The organism is Rathayibacter sp. AC451, assembly GCF_979253095.1.
Genome location: NZ_CEEDBD010000001.1, coordinates 1,721,760 through 1,739,582, shown reverse-complemented (window position 1 = coordinate 1,739,582; position 17,823 = coordinate 1,721,760). Strand labels below are relative to the sequence as shown.

Below are 17,823 nucleotides of genomic sequence, written 5' to 3'. Positions count from 1 at the left end.
GCCGACACGCGCCCGAAACACGACTCACCTAGGTTCCTGAAAGGGTTCACACGCCATTCCGAGGTCGACGACGTCGAACGGGTGAGCGCGAGCCCCTGCACCTCTCCGCGCCACCTCACCGACCCACTCCGACACGGGAAGAACTCCGCTTGAGAACACGTACCGCCCTCGTCTCCGGTTGCGCCGCGCTCGCGCTCGCCACCGGCGGACTCCTCGTCGCGCCCGCCGCGACGGCCACCACCCTGCCCGGCAGCACCACGACCGCCCCTGACTACAGCCGCGTCGACCTCGTCCGCCCGGCAGCCGCTCCCGCCTCGCTCGTCGAGCCCGAGTCGTACCCGGTGCGCACCCCGCTGACGGAGGTGCCGGTCGATCCGACCGACGCCTCGCTGGTCCGCGGAGTCACGCCCTACGACGCCATCGCGCCGATGCTGAACGACCTCGCCGAGAGCTCCGACCGCGTCTCGACCCAGGTCGTCGGGCAGTCCGCCCTCGGGCGCGACATCTACCTCGTGACCCTGACCGCTCCCGAGACCGCGGCCGAGACCGCGCAGCAGGAGCAGTGGCGCGATCGGCTCAAGTACGACCCCGCGAGCGCGAAGGCCGATGCCGAGCTGATGGCCGGCTACAAGGTGCCGACCTGGTTCAACGGCAACATCCACGGCAACGAGTGGGAGGGCACCGACGCGATCCTGAACTACATCGAGCGCCTCGCCACCGCCGAGGACGCCGAGACCGAGGAGCTCCTCGCCGGCAACCGCCTCTACTTCACGGTCACGAACAACCCCGACGGGCGTGCGCTCGGCCAGCGGGCCGTCGCCACCGGCTACGACCCGAACCGCGACATGATCACCGGCGCGACGAACGAGTCGGCCGTCATCCGCGACCTCTCGAGCGTGCTGCAGCCCACGTACTTCATCGACATCCACGGCTACACCGGCATCCTGCAGGTCGAGCCGTGCGGCCCGCCCCACGGCGAGAACTACGAGTACGACCTCTTCCTGCCGCACGCCTACGCGACCGCGCTCGAGATCGAGCGCCGCGTCGTCGAGGCCGACGTGCCCGGCAACACCTACCTCGCGGCCGACGGCAGCGCGACGGAGGAGAACACCGGCAAGATCCTCATCCCCTACCGCGACATCCGCGCGGGCTGGGACGACTGGCCCCCGATCTTCGCCCCGCAGTACGTCGCCTTCCAGGGCGCGATCACGAACACGGTCGAGCTGCCCCTCGGGCGCACCGACGACGTGGCGCAGCACCAGGCCAACGCGGACATCGACATCGAGGTCGCCGACATCGTCATGGACGCGACGGTCGACTACATCGAGGCGAACCGCGACGCGCTGCTGACCAACCAGGTCGCGATCTTCGAGCGGGGCGTCACCGGCGCCCCCGCCGTCGAGATCCCCGCCGACGTCGCCCCGTCCGACCTCCCGGCCGGCACGCCGACCGAGTGGACCGAGATCTGGGACGAGACCGACGTCTACACGACCGAGTACCCCCGTGCCTACGCGATCCCGGTCGACGGCACCCAGCGCTCGACGTCCGACGCCGAGACCCTCGTCGCGCAGCTCCTCGCGCACGGCGTCGAGGTCGGCCGCACCACGTCCGAGATGACCGTCGAGGGCCGCACCTACGCGGCGGGCACCTACCTCGTCGACATGCACCAGAGCGTGCGAGGCCTCGCCAACGTCCTGCTGGCCGACGGCACCGACATCTCGGGCCGCGTGCCCGAGATGTACGACGTCTCGGCCTGGAGCCTCGCCCTGCTGTGGGGTGCCGACGTCCAGGCGCTGGGATCGACCACCGACGTCCTGCCGGACGTTCCCGTCGAGCCCGTCACCGGGGTCCTCCCCTCCAGCACCGTCCCGAGCGGAGCCGACCACCTCGCCTTCGAGCCGCGCGGCGTCCTGGAGTACCAGGCGGTGAACGCGCTGCTGGCCGACGGCATCGCGCTCGAGCAGTTCGAGGACGGCACGATCGCCCTCCGCGCCGACGACGCCGGTCTCGCGGCCGCGGAGGAGGCGGCGTCGGTCTTCGGAGTCGACTTCACGGCGACCACCGCCGAGCGGATCCGCGACGAGGAGGGCACCGCGCTCGCCTCCGTGCGCGTCGCCTACTCCGGCTCGCACGAGGACCGCGACGCCCTCGCCAAGCTCGGCTTCGCCGACGCGGTCGCCGTGGACGCCGAGACGCTGACCACGGGGGAGGCGACCCTCGCCGACGCCGACGTGCTGCTGCTCGGTCGCGCGCTGTCCTTCACTCCGGAGCAGGCCGCCGGCCGCACCGCGGTCGAGGAGTTCCTGGCCGCGGGCGGCGACGTCGTGGGCCGCGGAGCGGCGGGAGCCTCGTTCGCGACCGACTTCGCCCTCACCCAGCTCACCGCCACCACCGCCACCGGCGGCTCGAACGGCATCGTGTCGGTCGAGACCCCCGAGGGCGGCGTCCTCGGCGACTACCCGCAGGACACGGCGTTCGTCTCGCCCGCGATGTGGTTCTCGGACCTCGACGCGAGCGTCGCCATCGAGCAGACCTACGGCGACTTCGTGGCCGGTCACTGGACCGACAGCGAGGGCGCGTCGCGCACCGACGCGGCCGGACAGGCGTCCGCCGTCTCGTTCGCGACGGAGTCGGGCACCGAGGCGTTCCTCTTCGGCACCTCGCCGGTCTTCCGCAACCACCCGGTCGGCGCGTTCAGCGACGTGGCACGGGCCCTGCTCTCCGTCGTGCCGGAGGGCGCGGCGGTCGAGCTGCCCGCGACGCCGGAGCCGACGGCGACGCCGGAGCCGACCGTCGAGCCGACGGCGACGCCTGAGCCCACGGTCGAGCCGACGGCGACGCCGGAGCCGACGGTCGAGCCGACCGCGACGCCTGAGCCCACCGCCACGGCGGCGCCCACCGCCACGGCTGCTCCGTCCGCCACCGCGGTGCCCCTCCCGACGACCGGATCGGGCGGACTCGCCTCGACCGGTGTCGAGACCGGGCCGTGGCTGCTGCTGTCGGGAGGCGCGCTCGTCCTCGGACTCGGCGCCCTGCTGATCGCGCGCAGCCGCCGCGAGAGCACGGAGAGCACCGAGAGCTAGCATCGGCGCACGGGAGGGGGCCGGCGAGCACGACTCGTCGGCCCCCTCCCGCGCCGCCCCCACTCCACCCCGATCCCGCCGTCCCCCCGATCCCGCCGTCCCCAGGAGGACCGATGCCGTCCCGCTCCACCCGCACCACCGGGATCGTCCTCGCGATCGTCGGCCTCGTGGCCGTCGTCGTCGCGATCGTCCTCCTCGTCCGTCCGGGCGGGGGAGCGGCGGCGCCCGGAGCGACCGCCGGCACGAGCCCGTCCGCGAGCGGGACAGCGCCCGCGGTGCAGGGCGGCCAGGCGTCCGCCGGACCCGGCCCGAGCGGGGACGCACCCGACGACCCGTCCGCCGAACCCTCCGCCGAATCCCCAGCTGCTCCGGCCCCCGACGCCTCCGCGCCTGCCGGCTCCGCTCCCGATGCCCCCGCTGCGGCGCCCGCGGTCGACGCCTTCTCGGCGTCGCCCTCGACAGTGTCGTGCGCCGGCGATCGCACGGCCGTCCGCCCCGTCTCGCTCTCGTGGTCGACCAGCGGAGGCGCGACCGCCCGCCTCGCGACCGGCACCACCGACGCCGGTGCGGGCGACCCGGTCGAGCTCTCCGCGTCCGGCTACGGGCTGAGCGTGGCCTGCCGCGACTCCGAGACCCTCGTCGCCCTCACCGTCGAGGGAGCCGACGGCTCCACCGCCCAGCGCACCCTCGTCATCTCCGCCGAGGACTGAGCACCCGCTCGACGCGCCCCGCACGGCAGAATGGAGCGCGATGACCTCCACACCGCCTCCGCTCGGCCTCCTCCTCGACGTCGACGGCCCCATCGCCAGCCCGATCAGCCGCACGATCGCGATCCCCGCCATCGCCGACGACCTCGTGCGCCTGGCGAACGCGGGCATCCCGATCGTCTTCAACACCGGCCGCTCGGACGCGTTCCTGCGCGAACGGGTGCTGCCGTCGCTGCTCGAGCGCGGGGTCTCGCCCGAGGCGCGCATCGTCTGCGTCTGCGAGAAGGGCGCCGTGTGGTTCACGGTCGACTACCGCGGCACGTCCGAGCCGATCGTCGACGAGTCCCTCGCGATCCCCGAGCCGGTCGCCCGCGATCTCGAGCGCATGATCCGCTCCGACTACGACGACCTCGTGTTCTTCGACGAGACCAAGCGCGCCATGGTCTCGGCCGAGCAGCTGGTCGACCTGCCCAGCGACGAGTACCTCGCCCGCCAGCTCGTCTTCGACGCCGACGCCCTGCAGATCATGACCGCGGCCGGCCTCGGGGTCGAGCGCCGCGGCATCCGCTACCCGGACGACTCCGGAGCCGTCGACTACCGCATCGACCCCACGGTCATCTCGACCGACATCGAGTCGAACCGCCTCGGCAAGGACCTCGGCGCCCAGCGCGCGGTCGAGCTGCTCGGCGCGACCGGTCCGATCCCGCAGCGCTGGCGCACCGTCGGTGACTCGCGCAGCGACTACGCCATGGCCGACTGGCTGTTCGAGCACGCGTACGACGTGGCCCACGTCGACGTCCGCCCCGCCGAGGGCGTGCCCGAGAAGCCCTACCCGGTCCTGGTGGTCGACGACCTGGTGAACGACGCGGCGGGCGCGGCGATCCTGCGCCGCTGGACCGAGCTCGTCGACGACGAGACGACTCCCGAGGCGGGCGACGGCGTCTCGCTGTACACCCGCGGCTGATCCGCCACCCCTCGTCCGCGCGGATCGCGGCCGCTAGCGTTCGAGGCATGAGAATCGCAGTCACCGGTGGATCCGGCAAACTCGGCCGCAGCGTCGTCGCCCGCCTCCGCGCATCCGGCCACGACGTCTACAACCTCGACCGCGCGGGCGAGCGCGGCGCCGGCTTCGTCCGCATCGACATCGCCGACTACGGGCAGGTGGTAGACGCGCTCCAGGCCGTCGGCGACCAGTACGAGGGCATCGACGCGCTCGTGCACCTCGCCGCGATCCCCGCGCCCGGCATCGTCCCCGACATCGCCACCTTCCAGAACAACATGCTCTCGACGTTCAACGCGTTCCACGCGGCGATCCGCTCGGGCATCCGGAACATCGTCTACGCGTCCAGCGAGACCGTCCTCGGCCTGCCGTTCGACGTGCCGCCGCCCTACATCCCGGTCGACGAGAAGTACCCGGCCCGTCCGGAGTCGGTCTACTCGCTCACCAAGCACCTCGAGGAGCAGCTCGCCATCGAGCTCTGCCGCTGGCACCCGGACCTCAAGATCTTCGGCCTGCGCTTCTCGAACGTGATGGACGAGGCCGACTACGCCGAGTTCCCCTCGTTCGACTCCGACGCGCTGCTGCGCAAGTGGAACCTCTGGGGCTACATCGACGGCCGCGACGGCGCTCAGGCCGTCGAGAAGGCGCTCGAGCACGAGGGGACCGGCTTCGACCGCTTCATCATCGCGGCGGCCGACACCGTCATGTCGCGCTCCAACGACGAGCTGATCGCCGAGGTGTTCCCCGGTGTCGAGGTGCGCGGCGAGGTCGGGGCGAACGAGACCCTGCTGTCGATCGACCACGCCCGCGAGGTGCTCGGCTACGCGCCCGAGCACTCGTGGCGCGACTCGCAGCAGGGCTGATCGGGCGACTCCGCCCGCAGCACCCTGCAGATCAGCACCCCGCACATCAGCACCCTGCACGAACGCGACCGGCCCGCCGGGATCCGAGGATCCGGCGGGCCGGTCGCATTTCCGCGGGTGCGGCTAGCGCTGCATCAGCTGGGGGATGTAGTTGAACGTGTCGGGGTCCGGTCCGGTGCGGTGGCCGCGGTCCAGTGCCGTGATGTCGGTCATCGACTCGTCGTCGAGCTCGAAGTCGAAGAGCGCGAAGTTCTCCTCGACGCGGGCACGCGTGACCGACTTGGGGAACACGATGTCGCCGCGCTGGATGTGCCAGCGGAGCACGACCTGCGCCGGGCTGCGGTCGACGTTGCGCGCGATGCGGGTGATCGTGTCGTCCTCGAGCACGAGGCCCTGGGCGATGGGCGACCACGCCTCGGTGGCGATGCCGTGCTCGACGCCGTACGCGCGGAGCTCGTCCTGCACGAGGTAGGGGTGCACCTCGATCTGGTTCACCGCGGGCACGATGGTGGCCTCGGCGCGCAGGCGGTTGAGGTGGTTCGTCTGGAAGTTGGAGACGCCGATCGCCTTCGCCTTGCCGCTGCGGTAGATCTCCTCCATCGCCTTCCAGGTCTCGAGGTAGTCGCCCACGTTCGGCAGCGGCCAGTGGATGAGGAACAGGTCGACGTAGTCGAACTTCAGCTCGCCGAGCGTCTGGTCGATCGCGGCGAGGGCGTCCTCGCGGGCGTGGAAGCCGTTGTTGAGCTTCGAGGTCACGAAGACCTCCGAGCGGTCGAGGCGGGAGGCGCGCACGGCCTCGCCGACGCCCGCCTCGTTGCCGTACATCTCGGCCGTGTCGATGTGGCGGTAGCCGACCTCGAGCGCGGCGAGGGTGGCGTCCTTCGTCTCCGCGGGGTCGATCTGGAACACGCCGAAGCCCAGCTGCGGGATCTCCACTCCGTTGTTGAGGGTGATCGTGGGGACCGTGGTGGCGTCCGTGCTCATACTGAGTCTCGTCCTTTCATCGGGGAGGCCGCGCGCTCGACGCCCGCGGCCAGAACTCCAGTCCACGCCCCGAGGCCTGTCAGCTGCAACCCCTTGAACACTCAGGGAGCGTCGAGCCGAGAGGCCGACCGCGGACTACTCGTCCGCCCGGTAGACCTTCCGGAACGCGTCCTTGCGCGCGATCTTCCCCCCGCGGAACTCGTAGATGTCGCAGCCGCGCGTGACCTGGGGCTCCCCGTCGGGGCCGGTCCCGGTGAAGGACCACGTCGCCGCACCGCGGGTCCCGGCGATGAGGGGATGCGCGTCCTCGTGCCGCTCCTGACCGGTGTCGAAGGCGAGCATGAGTGCGAAGCCCTCCCTGACCTGCTCCTTCCCCGACCAGGTCCGGCCGGGCTCGGGGCCGACGGACGCGCCGTAGACGCAGTCGTCGGTGACGTGGCTCATCAGCGCTTCGAGGTCGTGGCGGGTCCAGGCGTCGCTGAACGCGGCGAGGATCTCGGGCGTCATCTCACTCGTGCTGTCGTCGGTCGAGAGGGGATCGTTCATGAGCGGACTCCGGTCCTTCGAGTCGGTGGACCGTCGTCGGTCGCTCTGCGACCGTGGCAGGTGCCGGGCCGCGGGGGCAACGCCCTCTAGCGGCCATGTCCGGTAGCGGACGACACCGGCTCGCGGGGCGCGAGGCGACGGGCGGAGCGGTCGGCGAGCGTGCCGCCGAGCAGCGCGGCGATCGCGAGGGCGAGCAGGAGGGGGACGTGCCCGGTCAGCGGGACCAGCGCCGCGATGATCAGTGGGAAGAAGAAGCCGAGGTAGGTGAGCGTGTAGAACGTCGCCGTGAGCCTCGCCAGGTCGTCGGGAGCCGCCATGGTCTGCACGGCTTTGAGTCCCGAGAGCAGGCAGATGCCGTACCCGGCCCCGAGGAAGGGGGCGGCGAGGAGCACGAGCCACGGCGAGCCCGAGAGTGCGGCCGGCGCGAGCAGGAGTGCCCCGGTCGCGAAGCAGATCGTGCCGACCGGCCCGTTCCGTCCCCGCAGCGCCCGGTCGATGCGGGCCGAGAGCAGCTGCACCGCGGTCCCGACTCCCAGGGTGATCAGCATGACGAGGGTAGCGAACGCGATGCCGAGTGAGCCGAGCCCGCCGGTCACGAGGCTCGGCCCGACGGCGAACGAGAGCCCGCAGCTGCCGAAGACGAACGGAGCGATCGGGGCGACCGTGCCGCGGAACCGGCTGCGGTAGCGGGCGGGCACGCGCAGGTCGCCCAGGAGCGAGCGCCGGTGCGGGCTCGAGGTGCGCGTCTCGGGCGCGCGGAGGACGGCGAGCAGGGTGAGCGAGGTCACCCCGGCGTGCACGAGGTAGGGGAGGACGGTGGGGTTCGGCGCCCACTGGGCGAGCACCCCGCTGATCGCAGCCCCTCCACCGAAGCCGATCGAGAGCGAGACGCCGCTGCGGCGTGCTCCGGTGCCCGCCGCCGCGGACAGCTCCTTCACCCAGCTGCTGCCGACGACGGCCGCGACCGCCACGCTGACCCCGGCGAGCAGGCGCGCGACGCAGAGCCCCGGCAGGTTCGTGCCCGCGAGCGCGAACACGACGCTCGCGACGGCGCCCAGCGCCACTCCGGCCAGCATGATCCTCCGCCGGCCGAAGCGGTCCGACCACGCCCCGGCGAGCGCGAAGCCCGGCACGATGCCGATCACGTACACGGCGAGCAGCAGCGTGACCTCGGTCTGCTCGAAGCCGGCGACCTGCCGGTACATCACCATCAGCGGGATGAACTGGTTGCCGCCCCAGCCCAGGGCCGCCATCGCGGCGGCCACGAGCAGCCACGAGGACGCGGGCCGCGCGGGCGGTCGGGGTGCGAGGCGGGGCCGCATGGCGTCCTTCGGTCGGAGGCCCGTCCGCGCGTCTCGAGGGAGGTGCCGACCTCCGAGTCTCCTGAGGTCGGGATCCCGAGCACAAGCGCCGCTTGCGGACGTGTCCGCAAGCGGACGCGGTCTCAGTAGCTGATGCTCGGCGCGAGCAGCCCCCCGGCGACAGCCGTGACGACGAGCCCGCAGTGAGCGGCCGCGAGCAGGAGTCGGCCTCCTGCGGCCGCCACCGCCCGCCCGCGCCCCGGTGCCGCGCGCAGCCCGCGGAGGCGGAACGCGGCCAGCGCGACCGCCGGCACCGCGCCGAGCACCGCCGCTAGCGTCAGGACCTGCGCCGACCGCAGCAGGAGCGCCGGAGGGGGGACGCCGTCGGACAGCAGCGAGGAAGCGACGACCGACCAGAGCGCGCCCGCGGCGACGAGCGCGATGAGGCTCAGCAGGACGAGCAGCCGCGCGATCCGCTCGGCCCGTCGCCGCTCGACGCGCACCCCGTAGCAGCGGCGCACCAGCGCGAGCACCGGCACCGCGATCAGCGCCAGCAGCAGCACCACGACCGAGAGGCCGGCGATCGCAGGGAGCGCGGCACGCAGTGCCGGCATCGGCTGGAGTGTGAACGCGGGGTTCAGCGCGATCGCCGTCACCGTCCCGTCCTGCTGGTCGACCGCGATGCGGCGCTGCCCGCCGACCTCCTGCCAGACCCACGGCTCGACCTCGACGAGCTCGACCGGGGTCCCGGACGCGTCCGTCAGCGCCGAGACGATGACGGCGTCCTCGCCCGCTCGGGCGACCTCGACGGGCGAGAGGGCGGCGAAGAGGCGGAGGAAGGTCGACTCGCTCCGACGCGACACCTGGTAGGTGCCGATGACGGCCTCGGCGTGCTCGGCCGCCGTGGAGGTCGCGGGAGGAGCGGAGCCGTCGGCGGGGAAGTAGCGGTCGACGAAGCCGCGCGACAGGGCGTCGCGGATCGCGACCGACGAGTCCGGACGCAGTCCCGTGCTGTTCAGCGACACGAAGATCCCCGCACCGTCGTCCGGCAGCAGGTCCAGCTGCGCATGGAACGCCGTGAGGTCGCCGCCGTGGCCGAGCACGCGGTGGCCGTTGCGGTCCTGCTCGAACCAGCCGAGCGCCATCCGCGGCCCTGCGGCCAGACCACCGAGGGACTCGTCGAGCGCGGGCTCCTGCATCCGCTCCAGGGCGTCCGGGCCCAGCAGCGGCGAGTCGTCGGCGAGCTGCGCGAGGAGGAACGCGCTCATGTCGGCGGCGGTCGCCGAGATCGCCCCGGCCGGCGCCGGAGCGACGATCTCGAAGGGGACCTCCTCGGAGGACTGCGCGACGCGGTAGCCCCGGGAGATCGCGGCGTCGGCCGGCAGAGGCTGCTGGAGGGTCGCGGTCGTCATGCCCGCCGGGCCGAACACGTCGTCGGCGACGACGTCCTCGAACGTCCGCCCGGTGATCCGCTCGACGACGTAGGCCGCGAGCCCGTTCGAGTAGTTGGAGTACGAGGGCACCGTGCCCGGTTCGAAGACCTGCTCGGGCGGGTCGACGACGAGGGAGTCGCGCAGCGCAGTGGGCGCGCCGCCCGGACCCGCGATGACTCCCGCGATCCGGTCCTCGAACCCCGCCGTGTGGCTGAGGAGGTGCCGCATCGTGATCGGCCGCTCGAAGGCGACGGGCAGCGGGAAGTCGAGGTGGTCCTGAACCGGCTCGTCCAGGTCGAGCAGTCCGTCTTCGACGAGCTGCATCGCGGTCGTGGCGGTCACGAGCTTCGAGATCGATCCGATCCGGAAGAGCGTGCCCGCCGGATCGACCGGCACGGGATCCCCGCCGCCCGCGCCCGTGTCCGCCCAGCCGAAGCCCCGCTCGGTGACGACCTCGCCGCTTCCGACGATCGAGACGACCGCTCCCGCGATGCCCTCGCGCTCGAGCGCGGCGGGCAGGAGGCCGTCGAGCCAGGCGTCCGCGTCGGCCGTGGTGAGCGCGGGGGGATCCGCCGGGGCGGCGTGCGCGGGAGCGGCGACGGCGGCGCTCGCCGCGAGGAGGAGTGCTGCCGCGAGGGCGAGGATCACCCGGCGGATCGGGGGGAGCGGGCGGTGCACGGCGGGTCCTTCGGGCGGAGTCGTCCGCGGAGCAGTCGCGCCGCGGGCACGGCGAGACGCATCGCCCCTCCCCGGCCCTGCGACTCTAGTGAGAGCGGGTGCCGGTTCACCGCCGCGAACGACCCCCAGGTCGGGCGTCAGGCCGCGCTGTCCAACCGCAGCATCGCCTCGCGAGCGAACGCCGTCGCTCCGCCGCGCCACACGCGCTCGAGCGTCAGCACGTCGTCGCCCGCCGCGCGCGACGTGGGCAGCTGCGCGGCGGCGGCGTCGAGCACCGCGGCCCGCAGCTCGGTGTTGATGTTGATCTTGCCGAGTCCCGCGCCGATCGCGCGGCGCAGGTCGGCCTCGGGGATCCCGGAGGCTCCGTGCAGGCTCAGCGGTACCCCGCTCGCTGCGCGGATCGCGTCGATGAGCGGCCAGTCGAGCTCGGGCTCCGCGGCGTACGTGCCGTGCACGTTGCCCACCGAGGTCGCCAGCACGTGGGCGCCCGACGCCGCCAGGAACGGCGCGACCAGGGCCGCGTCCGTGCGGGCGGAGGGCAGCGAGGCGAGCGCGCGGTCCTCGTCGCCGGCGAGGGCGCCCAGCTCGGCCTCGACGACGACTCCGGAGCGGCGCACCGCCTCGGCCGTGAACGCCGCGTTCTCCTCGAACCCCAGGGCGCTGCCGTCGGCGAGCACCGCGTCCGCTCCCGCCTCGACAGAGCGGAGGATCAGGGCGAGGTCGGTCGCGTGGTCGAGCTGCACCGAGACGGGCACCGAGGCGCCGTCCGCGAGAGAGCGCATCGCCGCGAGGAACCGCGGTCCGTGCCGGTCGGCCGCCGTCTTCGGGGTGACCAGGAGGATCACCCCGCGGCCCAGCTCCTCCGCCGCGTCCACGACCGCGAGGGCCGTCGAGAAGTCGTAGCAGGTGAGCGCGCCGACCGCCCCACCCGCGGCCTGCCGCTCGCGGATCAGGTCGTCCATCCGGACCCTCACGCGAGGCCTCCGGCGACGAGCCAGACGACGTACGTGAGTGCGAAGCCGACGACGCCGAGGATCGTGGTGAGCACGGTCCAGGTGCGCAGCCCGTCGGCGACGCTGAGCCCGAGGTAGCGGGTCACGACCCAGAAGCCGGCGTCGGTGACGTGCGAGAGGCCGAGCGAGCCGAAGCCCACCGCGACGGTGATGATCGCGATCTGCAGCGCGGTGTAGCCGCCGTCGGCGACCCCGGTGGCCAGGAGCCCGCCCGTCGTGACGATGGCGACGGTCGCCGAGCCCTGCGCCGCGCGCAGCACGAGCGAGACCACGAAGCCGAGCACGATCAGGGGCACGCCGAGAGTGTCGAGCGTGCTCGCGAGAGCTCCGCCGATGCCGCTGGCCTGCAGCACCGCTCCGAACACCCCGCCGCCGGCGACGACGAGCAGGATCGAGGCGATCGGAGGCAGGGCGCTCTCGAAGATCTCGTTGGTCTGCGTGAGCGACCACCCGCGCTTCACCGGCAGGGCGAAGAACGCGATGCCGACGGCGACGAGCAGCGCGAGCACCGGAGTGCCGACGAAGACGCTGAGGCCGTGCGCGAAGGTGCCCTCGGGCAGGATCAGGGCGCCGACGGTGCCGACGAGGATCTGCACGATGGGGATCGCCACGAGCAGGATGATCAGCCCCGCCCGCGGCGGGGCGAGCTCGGTGCCGTCGCGGCCGACGGTGCGGATCGCGGAGGTGACTCCGCCGACCTCGGCGAGCTGCGCGGCGACGGCCGGCGCGAGCTCGTAGTCGCGGCGGTTCATGATCGCCGACACGGCGTAGGAGAGGACTCCGAGCACCGCGCAGATGGGCAGCGCGATCAGCGCGATGAGGCCGACGTCGGCGCCGAAGACGCCCGCTCCGGCGACGATGCCCGGGTGGGGCGGCACGGCGACGTGGACGGCGAGCATGAGGCCCACCATCGGCAGGCCGAACTTCACCGGGCTCAGGCCCGCGACCTTGCTGAACGCGTAGATGATGGGCACGAGCACGATCACGCCGACCTCGAAGAAGACGGGGATCGCGACGAGGAACGCCACGATCGTCAGCGCCACGGCCACCCGCTTGGGCCCGAGCACGCGGGTGAAGTGGTCGGCGAGGCTCTGCACGCCGCCGGACACCTCGATGAGGCGGCCGAGGATCGCGCCGAGCGCGATGATGAGCGCGACCTTCCCCATGGTGCTGCCCACGCCGTTGGCGACCAGCACGAAGATGTCCTCGAGCGGGATCCGCGCCGAGACGGCGACGAGCACGCTGACCAGCAGCAGGGCCACGAAGGCGTGGATCTTGAAGCGGATGATGAGCACGAGCAGCAGGGCGATGCCCGCCGCCGCGATCCCCAGCAGGACCGGGGTGTCGAGGGTGACCGCCGGGGCGATCGGTGCGTCCGCGGCACTGCGGAGCGCGGTGGCGAGGCTCATCGGGCGTCCTTCGGGGCCAGGTGCTGCGGTGCGATGACCCTGATCACGGCGGAGTCGTCGGCTGCGGCGAGTCCCTGCGCGGCGCCCAGCAGGTAGAGCTGCTCGGCGGCGGCGGCGATCGGAGTGGCGAGCCCGGACGTGCGCGCGGCCGTCGTCACGATGCCCATGTCCTTCACGAAGATGTCGAGGCGGCTGAGCACCTCGGCGCCCTCCTCGTCGTAGGCCTGCAGCATCCGCGGGCCGCGGTTGCCGAGCATGAAAGAGCCGGCCGCTCCGGCCGAGAGCGTCTCGAGGGTCGCGGCGACGTCGAGCCCGAGCGCCTCGGCCAGGGCCAGCGCCTCCGCACCCGCGGCGATGTGCACGCCGCAGAGCAGCTGGTTGACGGTCTTGAACGCCTGGCCGTCGCCGGCGCGGTCGCCGATGATGCTCAGCGTCGACGCGAGCAGCTCGAGCACGGGCTGCGCCTTCGCGCGGGCCTCGGGAGCCGCTCCGACGACGATCAGCAGGTCGCCCGCTCCGGCGCGGACGGGTCCGCCGCTGAGCGGGGCGTCGACGAGGTGGACGCCCAGCGCGTCGAGCTCCGCGGCGACCGAGACGACGTCGTCGATGCCGACGGTGCTCGTCATGATCACGACGGCGCCGGGCTCGAGCGTCGAGGCCACGCCGTTCTCACCGAAGAGCACGTCGCGCAGCTGGGCGCCGTTGCGCACGGCCAGCAGCACGGCGTCCACGCCGGCCACCGCGCCGCGCGCGGAGTCGAAAGGAGTGATGCCGGCGTCGGCGGCCAGCGCGAGGCGGGGCTCGGCGATGTCGAAGCCGTGCACGGTGAGCTCGGTGGCGAGGCGGGTGGCCATGGGCAGGCCCATGGCGCCGAGGCCGAGGACGGCGACGCGGTAGGAGGGGGTGGTCACGGTGGTCCTTCTTCCTGGGGAGTGGGGGAGGGGGTGCTCGCGGGTCACGCGACTGCGGGGGTGGGACGGGTCAGCGTGCCGACGACGGCGGCGAGCGACTCGTCGTCGCCGACGTTCCCCGCGAACACGATGTAGGGGATGCCGCGGGCGGGGCCGTCGACCGGCTCCCAGAGCGAGACGATCCCGGGCAGCATCGGGCCGCGCACGATCGCGTGACGGATGCCGAGCCCGTGGGTGGCCACGTCGCTGGACGTGATGCCCCCCTTGGCGATGACGAATCGGGGGCGCGTGCGGGCGAGGACGCGCTGCACGACGTCGACGACCGCGGCCGAGACCCGCCGCGAGATGTCGAGGCTCTCGTCCTTGTCGTCCGTGCGGCGGAGGAGGCGGCTGGTGTGCACCGCGACGTCGCCGCGGCCCAGAGCGTCGACCGCGGCGTCGACGATCCCGTCGAGGTGCGCGGCGTCCTCGGCCAGGACGGCCTCGACGTCGATCTCGAGGGTCTGCTCCAGCGCGCCCTGCGCGGTGAGCACCGCGAGCTGGCGCGAGGTGAGCCCCACGTGCGAGCCGACCACGATCAGCCCGCCGACGGCGTCGCTCCCGGCCGCTCCGTAGACGTCCTCCGCGGTGAGCGGCGGGTGCACCTCCTGGCCGATGCGGGCGCGGACGAACGGGGGGCCGACGCGGAAGAGGAACCGCTTGCCCTGCTCCTCCGCCGCCGCGAGCCCGAGGGCCAGCAGGCGCATGTCGTCCTCGTGCACGGCGTCGACGACGACCGGCACGGACGCGGTCAGCGGCAGGAGCGCCCGGACGATCCCGTCCACTCCGCCGCGCAGCACGGAGAGGTCGAGCCGGACGACCTGCCCGGCGCTCCAGCGGCCCTGCGTCTTCTCGGCGACGTAGTCGGCGAGGTCGGAGGAGGAGTAGCCGAACGTCGCGTCGCGGGCGAACTCGGTCTCGGCGATGGGAGTGAGCCCGTCCGGCGTGCGCATGAAGTGGACGCCGCCGATCGTCACGCGGCCGGCATCGGGGAAGGCGGGGACCAGCAGCACGGCGTCGAAGCCGTGGCCGGTCGACTCCCGCACCGTCTGCTCGATGACGTCGGTCTCGAGCGGGTAGTGCCCGCGCAGGGTCGAGTCGCCGCGGCTGACGAAGGCGATCGGAGTGCCGGCGGCGTCGGCCGCGCTCGTCGCGTGGGCGACGATCTCGCGGTTGCGCCGGGCGGCCGAGTCGGGGTCCAGGCTCCGCGTGTTCGTGAGGACGTAGACGGCGGGGGCGCCCTGCGCCAGCGCCCAGTCGAAGTCCGCCGTCTCCCACGAGGTGAGGACGGGCAGATCGGCGACCGACTGCGTCCCTGTGGGGTCGTCGTCCAGGACGATCAGCACCCTGCCGCTCCGCTGGACGGCCGCGGCGACCTCGGCCGCATCGACCGGGACGTGCTCGGGGTGGCCCGCGAGGGCGCTCGACTCTTCCATCATCACTCCTTTGTAGCTGATAGCAGATATCATACAAGTGAAAGGAGCGGCGTCAAGCCCGGACCCCGGTTCAGCGCAGGGTCGGCAGGACGTGCTCGCGGAAGTCGTCCGCCGTCTGCTTCATGTGGTCCGCCATCGCCCGGCGCGCGCCCTCGGGCTCGCCGGCCCGCACCGCCTCGAGGACCGCGGCGTGCTTCGCGATCGCCCGGCGCTGGATCCGCTCGATCGCCGACGTCTGGGCCCGCTTCTCGCGCATCACCCTCGAGAGCGGGGCGAAGACCGTCCCGACGAAGACGTTGCCGGTCGCGCGCAGGATCACGTCGTGGAAGGCGATGTCGGCCTCGACGAACGCGGCGACGTCGTCGGCGTCGTGCGCCGCGCGCTGGAGGCTCAGCAACCGCTCGAGCTCCTCGAGGTCGGCATCGGAGCGGCGGACGGCGGCGAGTGCGGCGGCTCCGCTCTCGATCATCTCGCGCACCTCGATCAGCTGCAGCTCGGTCACACCGGGATCGGCGCCGCGGGCCGTCACGCGCAGGATCGAGGCCAGATCGGTCCAGAGGGCGAGGGTGCGACCGAGCCGCGCTTGCCGCGCCGGACGTCCAGCACGCCCAGGCCCTGCAGCCGTTTGAGCGCCTCGCGCATCGTCACGCGGCTCACGTCGTGCTGCTCGGCGAGCTCGGCCTCGCTCGGCAGCTCGGAGCCGACCTCGAGGACCCCCGCGACGATGTCGTCGAGCAGGGCGTCCGCCACGGTCGTGACGAGGGAGGCGCGGACCACGGCAGGGTCTCCCGTCGGTAGAGGGCTTCCAGTGTACGGGCGGGCCGGGTCGCGGCCCGGGAACGGCGAAGGCCCCCGGCACGGATGCCGAGGGCCCTCGTCGTCGCGCTCCAGGAGCGCGGTGCGCCGACTTACGCGCGGGACTTGCGACCGGTGATCGCACCGTAGACGAGCAGCACGATCAGGGCGCCGACGATGGCGAGCGCCCAGGTGCCGAGGTCGAAGAAGTTCTCGAGGCCGCGACCGAAGATCGCGCTGCCGATGAAGCCTCCGAGGAGGGCGCCGACGACACCGAGGACGAGCGTGATGATCCATCCGCCGCCCTGACGGCCCGGGAGGATCGCCTTCGCGATGGCTCCGGCGATGAGTCCGAGGATGAGGAATCCGATGATGCCCATGATGTTTCTCCTTCGTGGTCGTGCTCGACCGGCCGTTCCGATGCGAGCGTCGACGCCTGTCGTGATGGCGTCCTGTGAAGTTCTCTTCCGGTCAGCGGAGTGAGCGCTGCACCTTCGCGCGGGCCTTGTCCGCGATGGAGGCGAAGTGCTTGGCCTCGCGCTTGGAGGTCTTCTTGAGCTTCTTGCGCGTCTTCTTCGTGGCAGGGTCGTTCCACACACCGAGTGCGAGATGACGCAGCTCCTCGTAGCGGGCACGTCCGGCGCGGGCGCCGAAGACGTACGCTGCCAGAGCGACGAGCGTCAACAGGACGAGGCGGGGATTCATGCGGTGACCCTTCCATCGGAGAGCACAGGGGCGTGCTCGACCACCATTTGACTCTCCTGCGCAGTGCGTGGCAATTCAGCGCCCGACCATTGACAGCGACCCCTCCGGCCTGGTTCGCGTGCGCGCAGTGCCGCATCCGGGTGCCTCCCGCGAATCGCGGACGCGGCTGAGCGGCGGAGTCGTTGACGGGCGGGAGGCGGCGGAGACCCGCAGTCGACGGAGGGCGTCAGGCGACGGAGTCGGCGAAGCGCTCGTGCAGGTACGCCCCGTACCCGCCGTCCACCCGGTTGTCCCGTCGGCCCGAGGTGATCACCTCGCCCCGGTCCGTCGCTCCGACCCGCGCTCCGATCGCGTGCAGGCGCTCGACGAGTCGCACGTCCTCGTGCAGGGCCTCGGCTCCGAAGCCGCCGGCCAGGAGGTAGCACCGGGCGCGGACGCCGAGGTTCGCCCCGTGGATGCTCCCGATCGACTGCTCCCGCTCGCGCGTCTCGCGCCACCGTTCGTACATCTCGGGAGCGAGGTCCGCCGGGTCGGGCCGGACCGTCCCGACGAGGGCGTCGTGCCGGTGCGCGTGCTCCACGTGGGCGCTCAGCCAGTCCACCGGGACCACCGTGTCGGCGTCGGTGTTCGCGATCCAGACCCGGTCGAGCGGTTCCGGAGTGGAGGAGAGGGCGTGCGCGATGCCGGCCGCCCGCGCGGCCCCCACGCCGCACCGCTCCAGCTCGAGCACGTCGGCCCCGGCGGCCCGGGCCCGCTCCGCCGTCGCGTCGGTGCAGCCGTCGGCGGCGACGAGCAGCCGCACGGACACTCCCGGGTGCGAGCGGACGAGGCGCGTGGCGCTCGCCTGCACCGAGGCGACGAGTCCGCCGATCCGCTCCTGCTCGTCGTGCGCGGGGACGACGACGAGCACGTGCTCCACG

Annotated in this window: 17 protein-coding genes; 4 read left to right on the top strand and 13 right to left on the bottom strand. The window is 72.9% G+C overall.

Features of this window, described 5'->3' with window-relative positions:
- Positions 1 to 149: 149 nt before the first annotated feature.
- From AC0CID_RS08285 to AC0CID_RS08270, 4 genes are all read left to right on the top strand, one after another.
- Entirely contained in the window at positions 150 to 3,083 is a 2,934-nt protein-coding gene (locus AC0CID_RS08285; RefSeq protein WP_465226417.1) for a M14 family zinc carboxypeptidase, read from the top strand.
- Positions 3,084 to 3,196: 113 nt separating this feature from the next.
- The gene (locus AC0CID_RS08280; protein ID WP_465226416.1) at positions 3,197 to 3,793 is read left to right on the top strand and encodes a hypothetical protein; all 597 of its coding nucleotides are present in this window, start codon (positions 3,197 to 3,199) and stop codon (positions 3,791 to 3,793) included.
- 40 nt (positions 3,794 to 3,833) lie between these two features.
- Positions 3,834 to 4,754 carry an HAD family hydrolase gene (locus AC0CID_RS08275; RefSeq protein ID WP_465226415.1) on the top strand — a complete coding sequence of 307 codons (921 nt, stop codon included), beginning with the start codon at positions 3,834 to 3,836 and terminating at the stop codon, positions 4,752 to 4,754.
- A 47-nt stretch (positions 4,755 to 4,801) separates the two neighbouring features.
- Complete coding sequence (locus AC0CID_RS08270; RefSeq protein WP_465226414.1) at positions 4,802 to 5,653, top strand: NAD-dependent epimerase/dehydratase family protein; 852 nt, start codon at positions 4,802 to 4,804, stop codon at positions 5,651 to 5,653.
- 123 nt (positions 5,654 to 5,776) lie between these two features.
- On the opposite strand, the gene AC0CID_RS08265 is transcribed toward AC0CID_RS08270, so the two are convergent.
- The 13 genes from AC0CID_RS08265 to AC0CID_RS08205 all read right to left on the bottom strand — a co-directional run bounded on the left by AC0CID_RS08265 (position 5,777) and on the right by AC0CID_RS08205 (position 17,822).
- Complete coding sequence (locus AC0CID_RS08265) at positions 5,777 to 6,637, bottom strand: aldo/keto reductase (protein WP_465226413.1); 861 nt, start codon at positions 6,635 to 6,637, stop codon at positions 5,777 to 5,779.
- A 135-nt stretch (positions 6,638 to 6,772) separates the two neighbouring features.
- Positions 6,773 to 7,183 carry a nuclear transport factor 2 family protein gene (locus AC0CID_RS08260; RefSeq protein ID WP_207407837.1) on the bottom strand — a complete coding sequence of 137 codons (411 nt, stop codon included), beginning with the start codon at positions 7,181 to 7,183 and terminating at the stop codon, positions 6,773 to 6,775.
- A gap of 86 nt (positions 7,184 to 7,269) precedes the next feature.
- Positions 7,270 to 8,505 (bottom strand): MFS transporter, encoded by a 1,236-nt coding sequence (locus AC0CID_RS08255; protein ID WP_465226412.1) that lies wholly within the window; start codon positions 8,503 to 8,505, stop codon positions 7,270 to 7,272.
- Positions 8,506 to 8,627: 122 nt separating this feature from the next.
- On the bottom strand, positions 8,628 to 10,595 hold the full coding sequence (locus AC0CID_RS08250; protein ID WP_465226411.1) for a serine hydrolase domain-containing protein: 1,968 nt from the start codon (positions 10,593 to 10,595) through the stop codon (positions 8,628 to 8,630).
- A gap of 137 nt (positions 10,596 to 10,732) precedes the next feature.
- Positions 10,733 to 11,557 carry a class II fructose-bisphosphate aldolase gene (locus AC0CID_RS08245; RefSeq protein ID WP_465226410.1) on the bottom strand — a complete coding sequence of 275 codons (825 nt, stop codon included), beginning with the start codon at positions 11,555 to 11,557 and terminating at the stop codon, positions 10,733 to 10,735.
- An 8-nt stretch (positions 11,558 to 11,565) separates the two neighbouring features.
- Complete coding sequence (locus AC0CID_RS08240) at positions 11,566 to 13,017, bottom strand: GntP family transporter (RefSeq protein ID WP_465226409.1); 1,452 nt, start codon at positions 13,015 to 13,017, stop codon at positions 11,566 to 11,568.
- Positions 13,014 to 13,928 (bottom strand): NAD(P)-dependent oxidoreductase, encoded by a 915-nt coding sequence (locus AC0CID_RS08235; protein ID WP_465226408.1) that lies wholly within the window; start codon positions 13,926 to 13,928, stop codon positions 13,014 to 13,016. The genes AC0CID_RS08240 and AC0CID_RS08235 overlap by 4 nt, the downstream gene beginning before the upstream one ends.
- A gap of 44 nt (positions 13,929 to 13,972) precedes the next feature.
- The gene (locus tag AC0CID_RS08230) at positions 13,973 to 15,406 is read right to left on the bottom strand and encodes a four-carbon acid sugar kinase family protein (RefSeq protein WP_465226407.1); all 1,434 of its coding nucleotides are present in this window, start codon (positions 15,404 to 15,406) and stop codon (positions 13,973 to 13,975) included.
- A gap of 67 nt (positions 15,407 to 15,473) precedes the next feature.
- The gene (locus AC0CID_RS08225; RefSeq protein ID WP_465226406.1) at positions 15,474 to 15,932 is read right to left on the bottom strand and encodes a FadR/GntR family transcriptional regulator; all 459 of its coding nucleotides are present in this window, start codon (positions 15,930 to 15,932) and stop codon (positions 15,474 to 15,476) included.
- Complete coding sequence (locus tag AC0CID_RS08220) at positions 15,929 to 16,180, bottom strand: FadR/GntR family transcriptional regulator (RefSeq protein ID WP_465226405.1); 252 nt, start codon at positions 16,178 to 16,180, stop codon at positions 15,929 to 15,931. Before AC0CID_RS08220 ends, AC0CID_RS08225 begins: the two co-directional genes overlap by 4 nt.
- 131 nt (positions 16,181 to 16,311) lie before the next feature.
- A complete protein-coding gene (locus AC0CID_RS08215; protein ID WP_207408070.1) occupies positions 16,312 to 16,578 on the bottom strand; it encodes a GlsB/YeaQ/YmgE family stress response membrane protein in 267 nt (88 codons plus the stop codon).
- 91 nt (positions 16,579 to 16,669) lie between these two features.
- A complete protein-coding gene (locus tag AC0CID_RS08210) occupies positions 16,670 to 16,903 on the bottom strand; it encodes a hypothetical protein (RefSeq protein ID WP_055791000.1) in 234 nt (77 codons plus the stop codon).
- Between the two features lie 226 nt (positions 16,904 to 17,129).
- Positions 17,130 to 17,822, bottom strand: a complete 693-nt coding sequence (locus AC0CID_RS08205; protein WP_465226404.1) for a glycosyltransferase family 2 protein — start codon at positions 17,820 to 17,822, stop codon at positions 17,130 to 17,132.
- Between the last annotated feature and the right edge of the window lies 1 nt (position 17,823).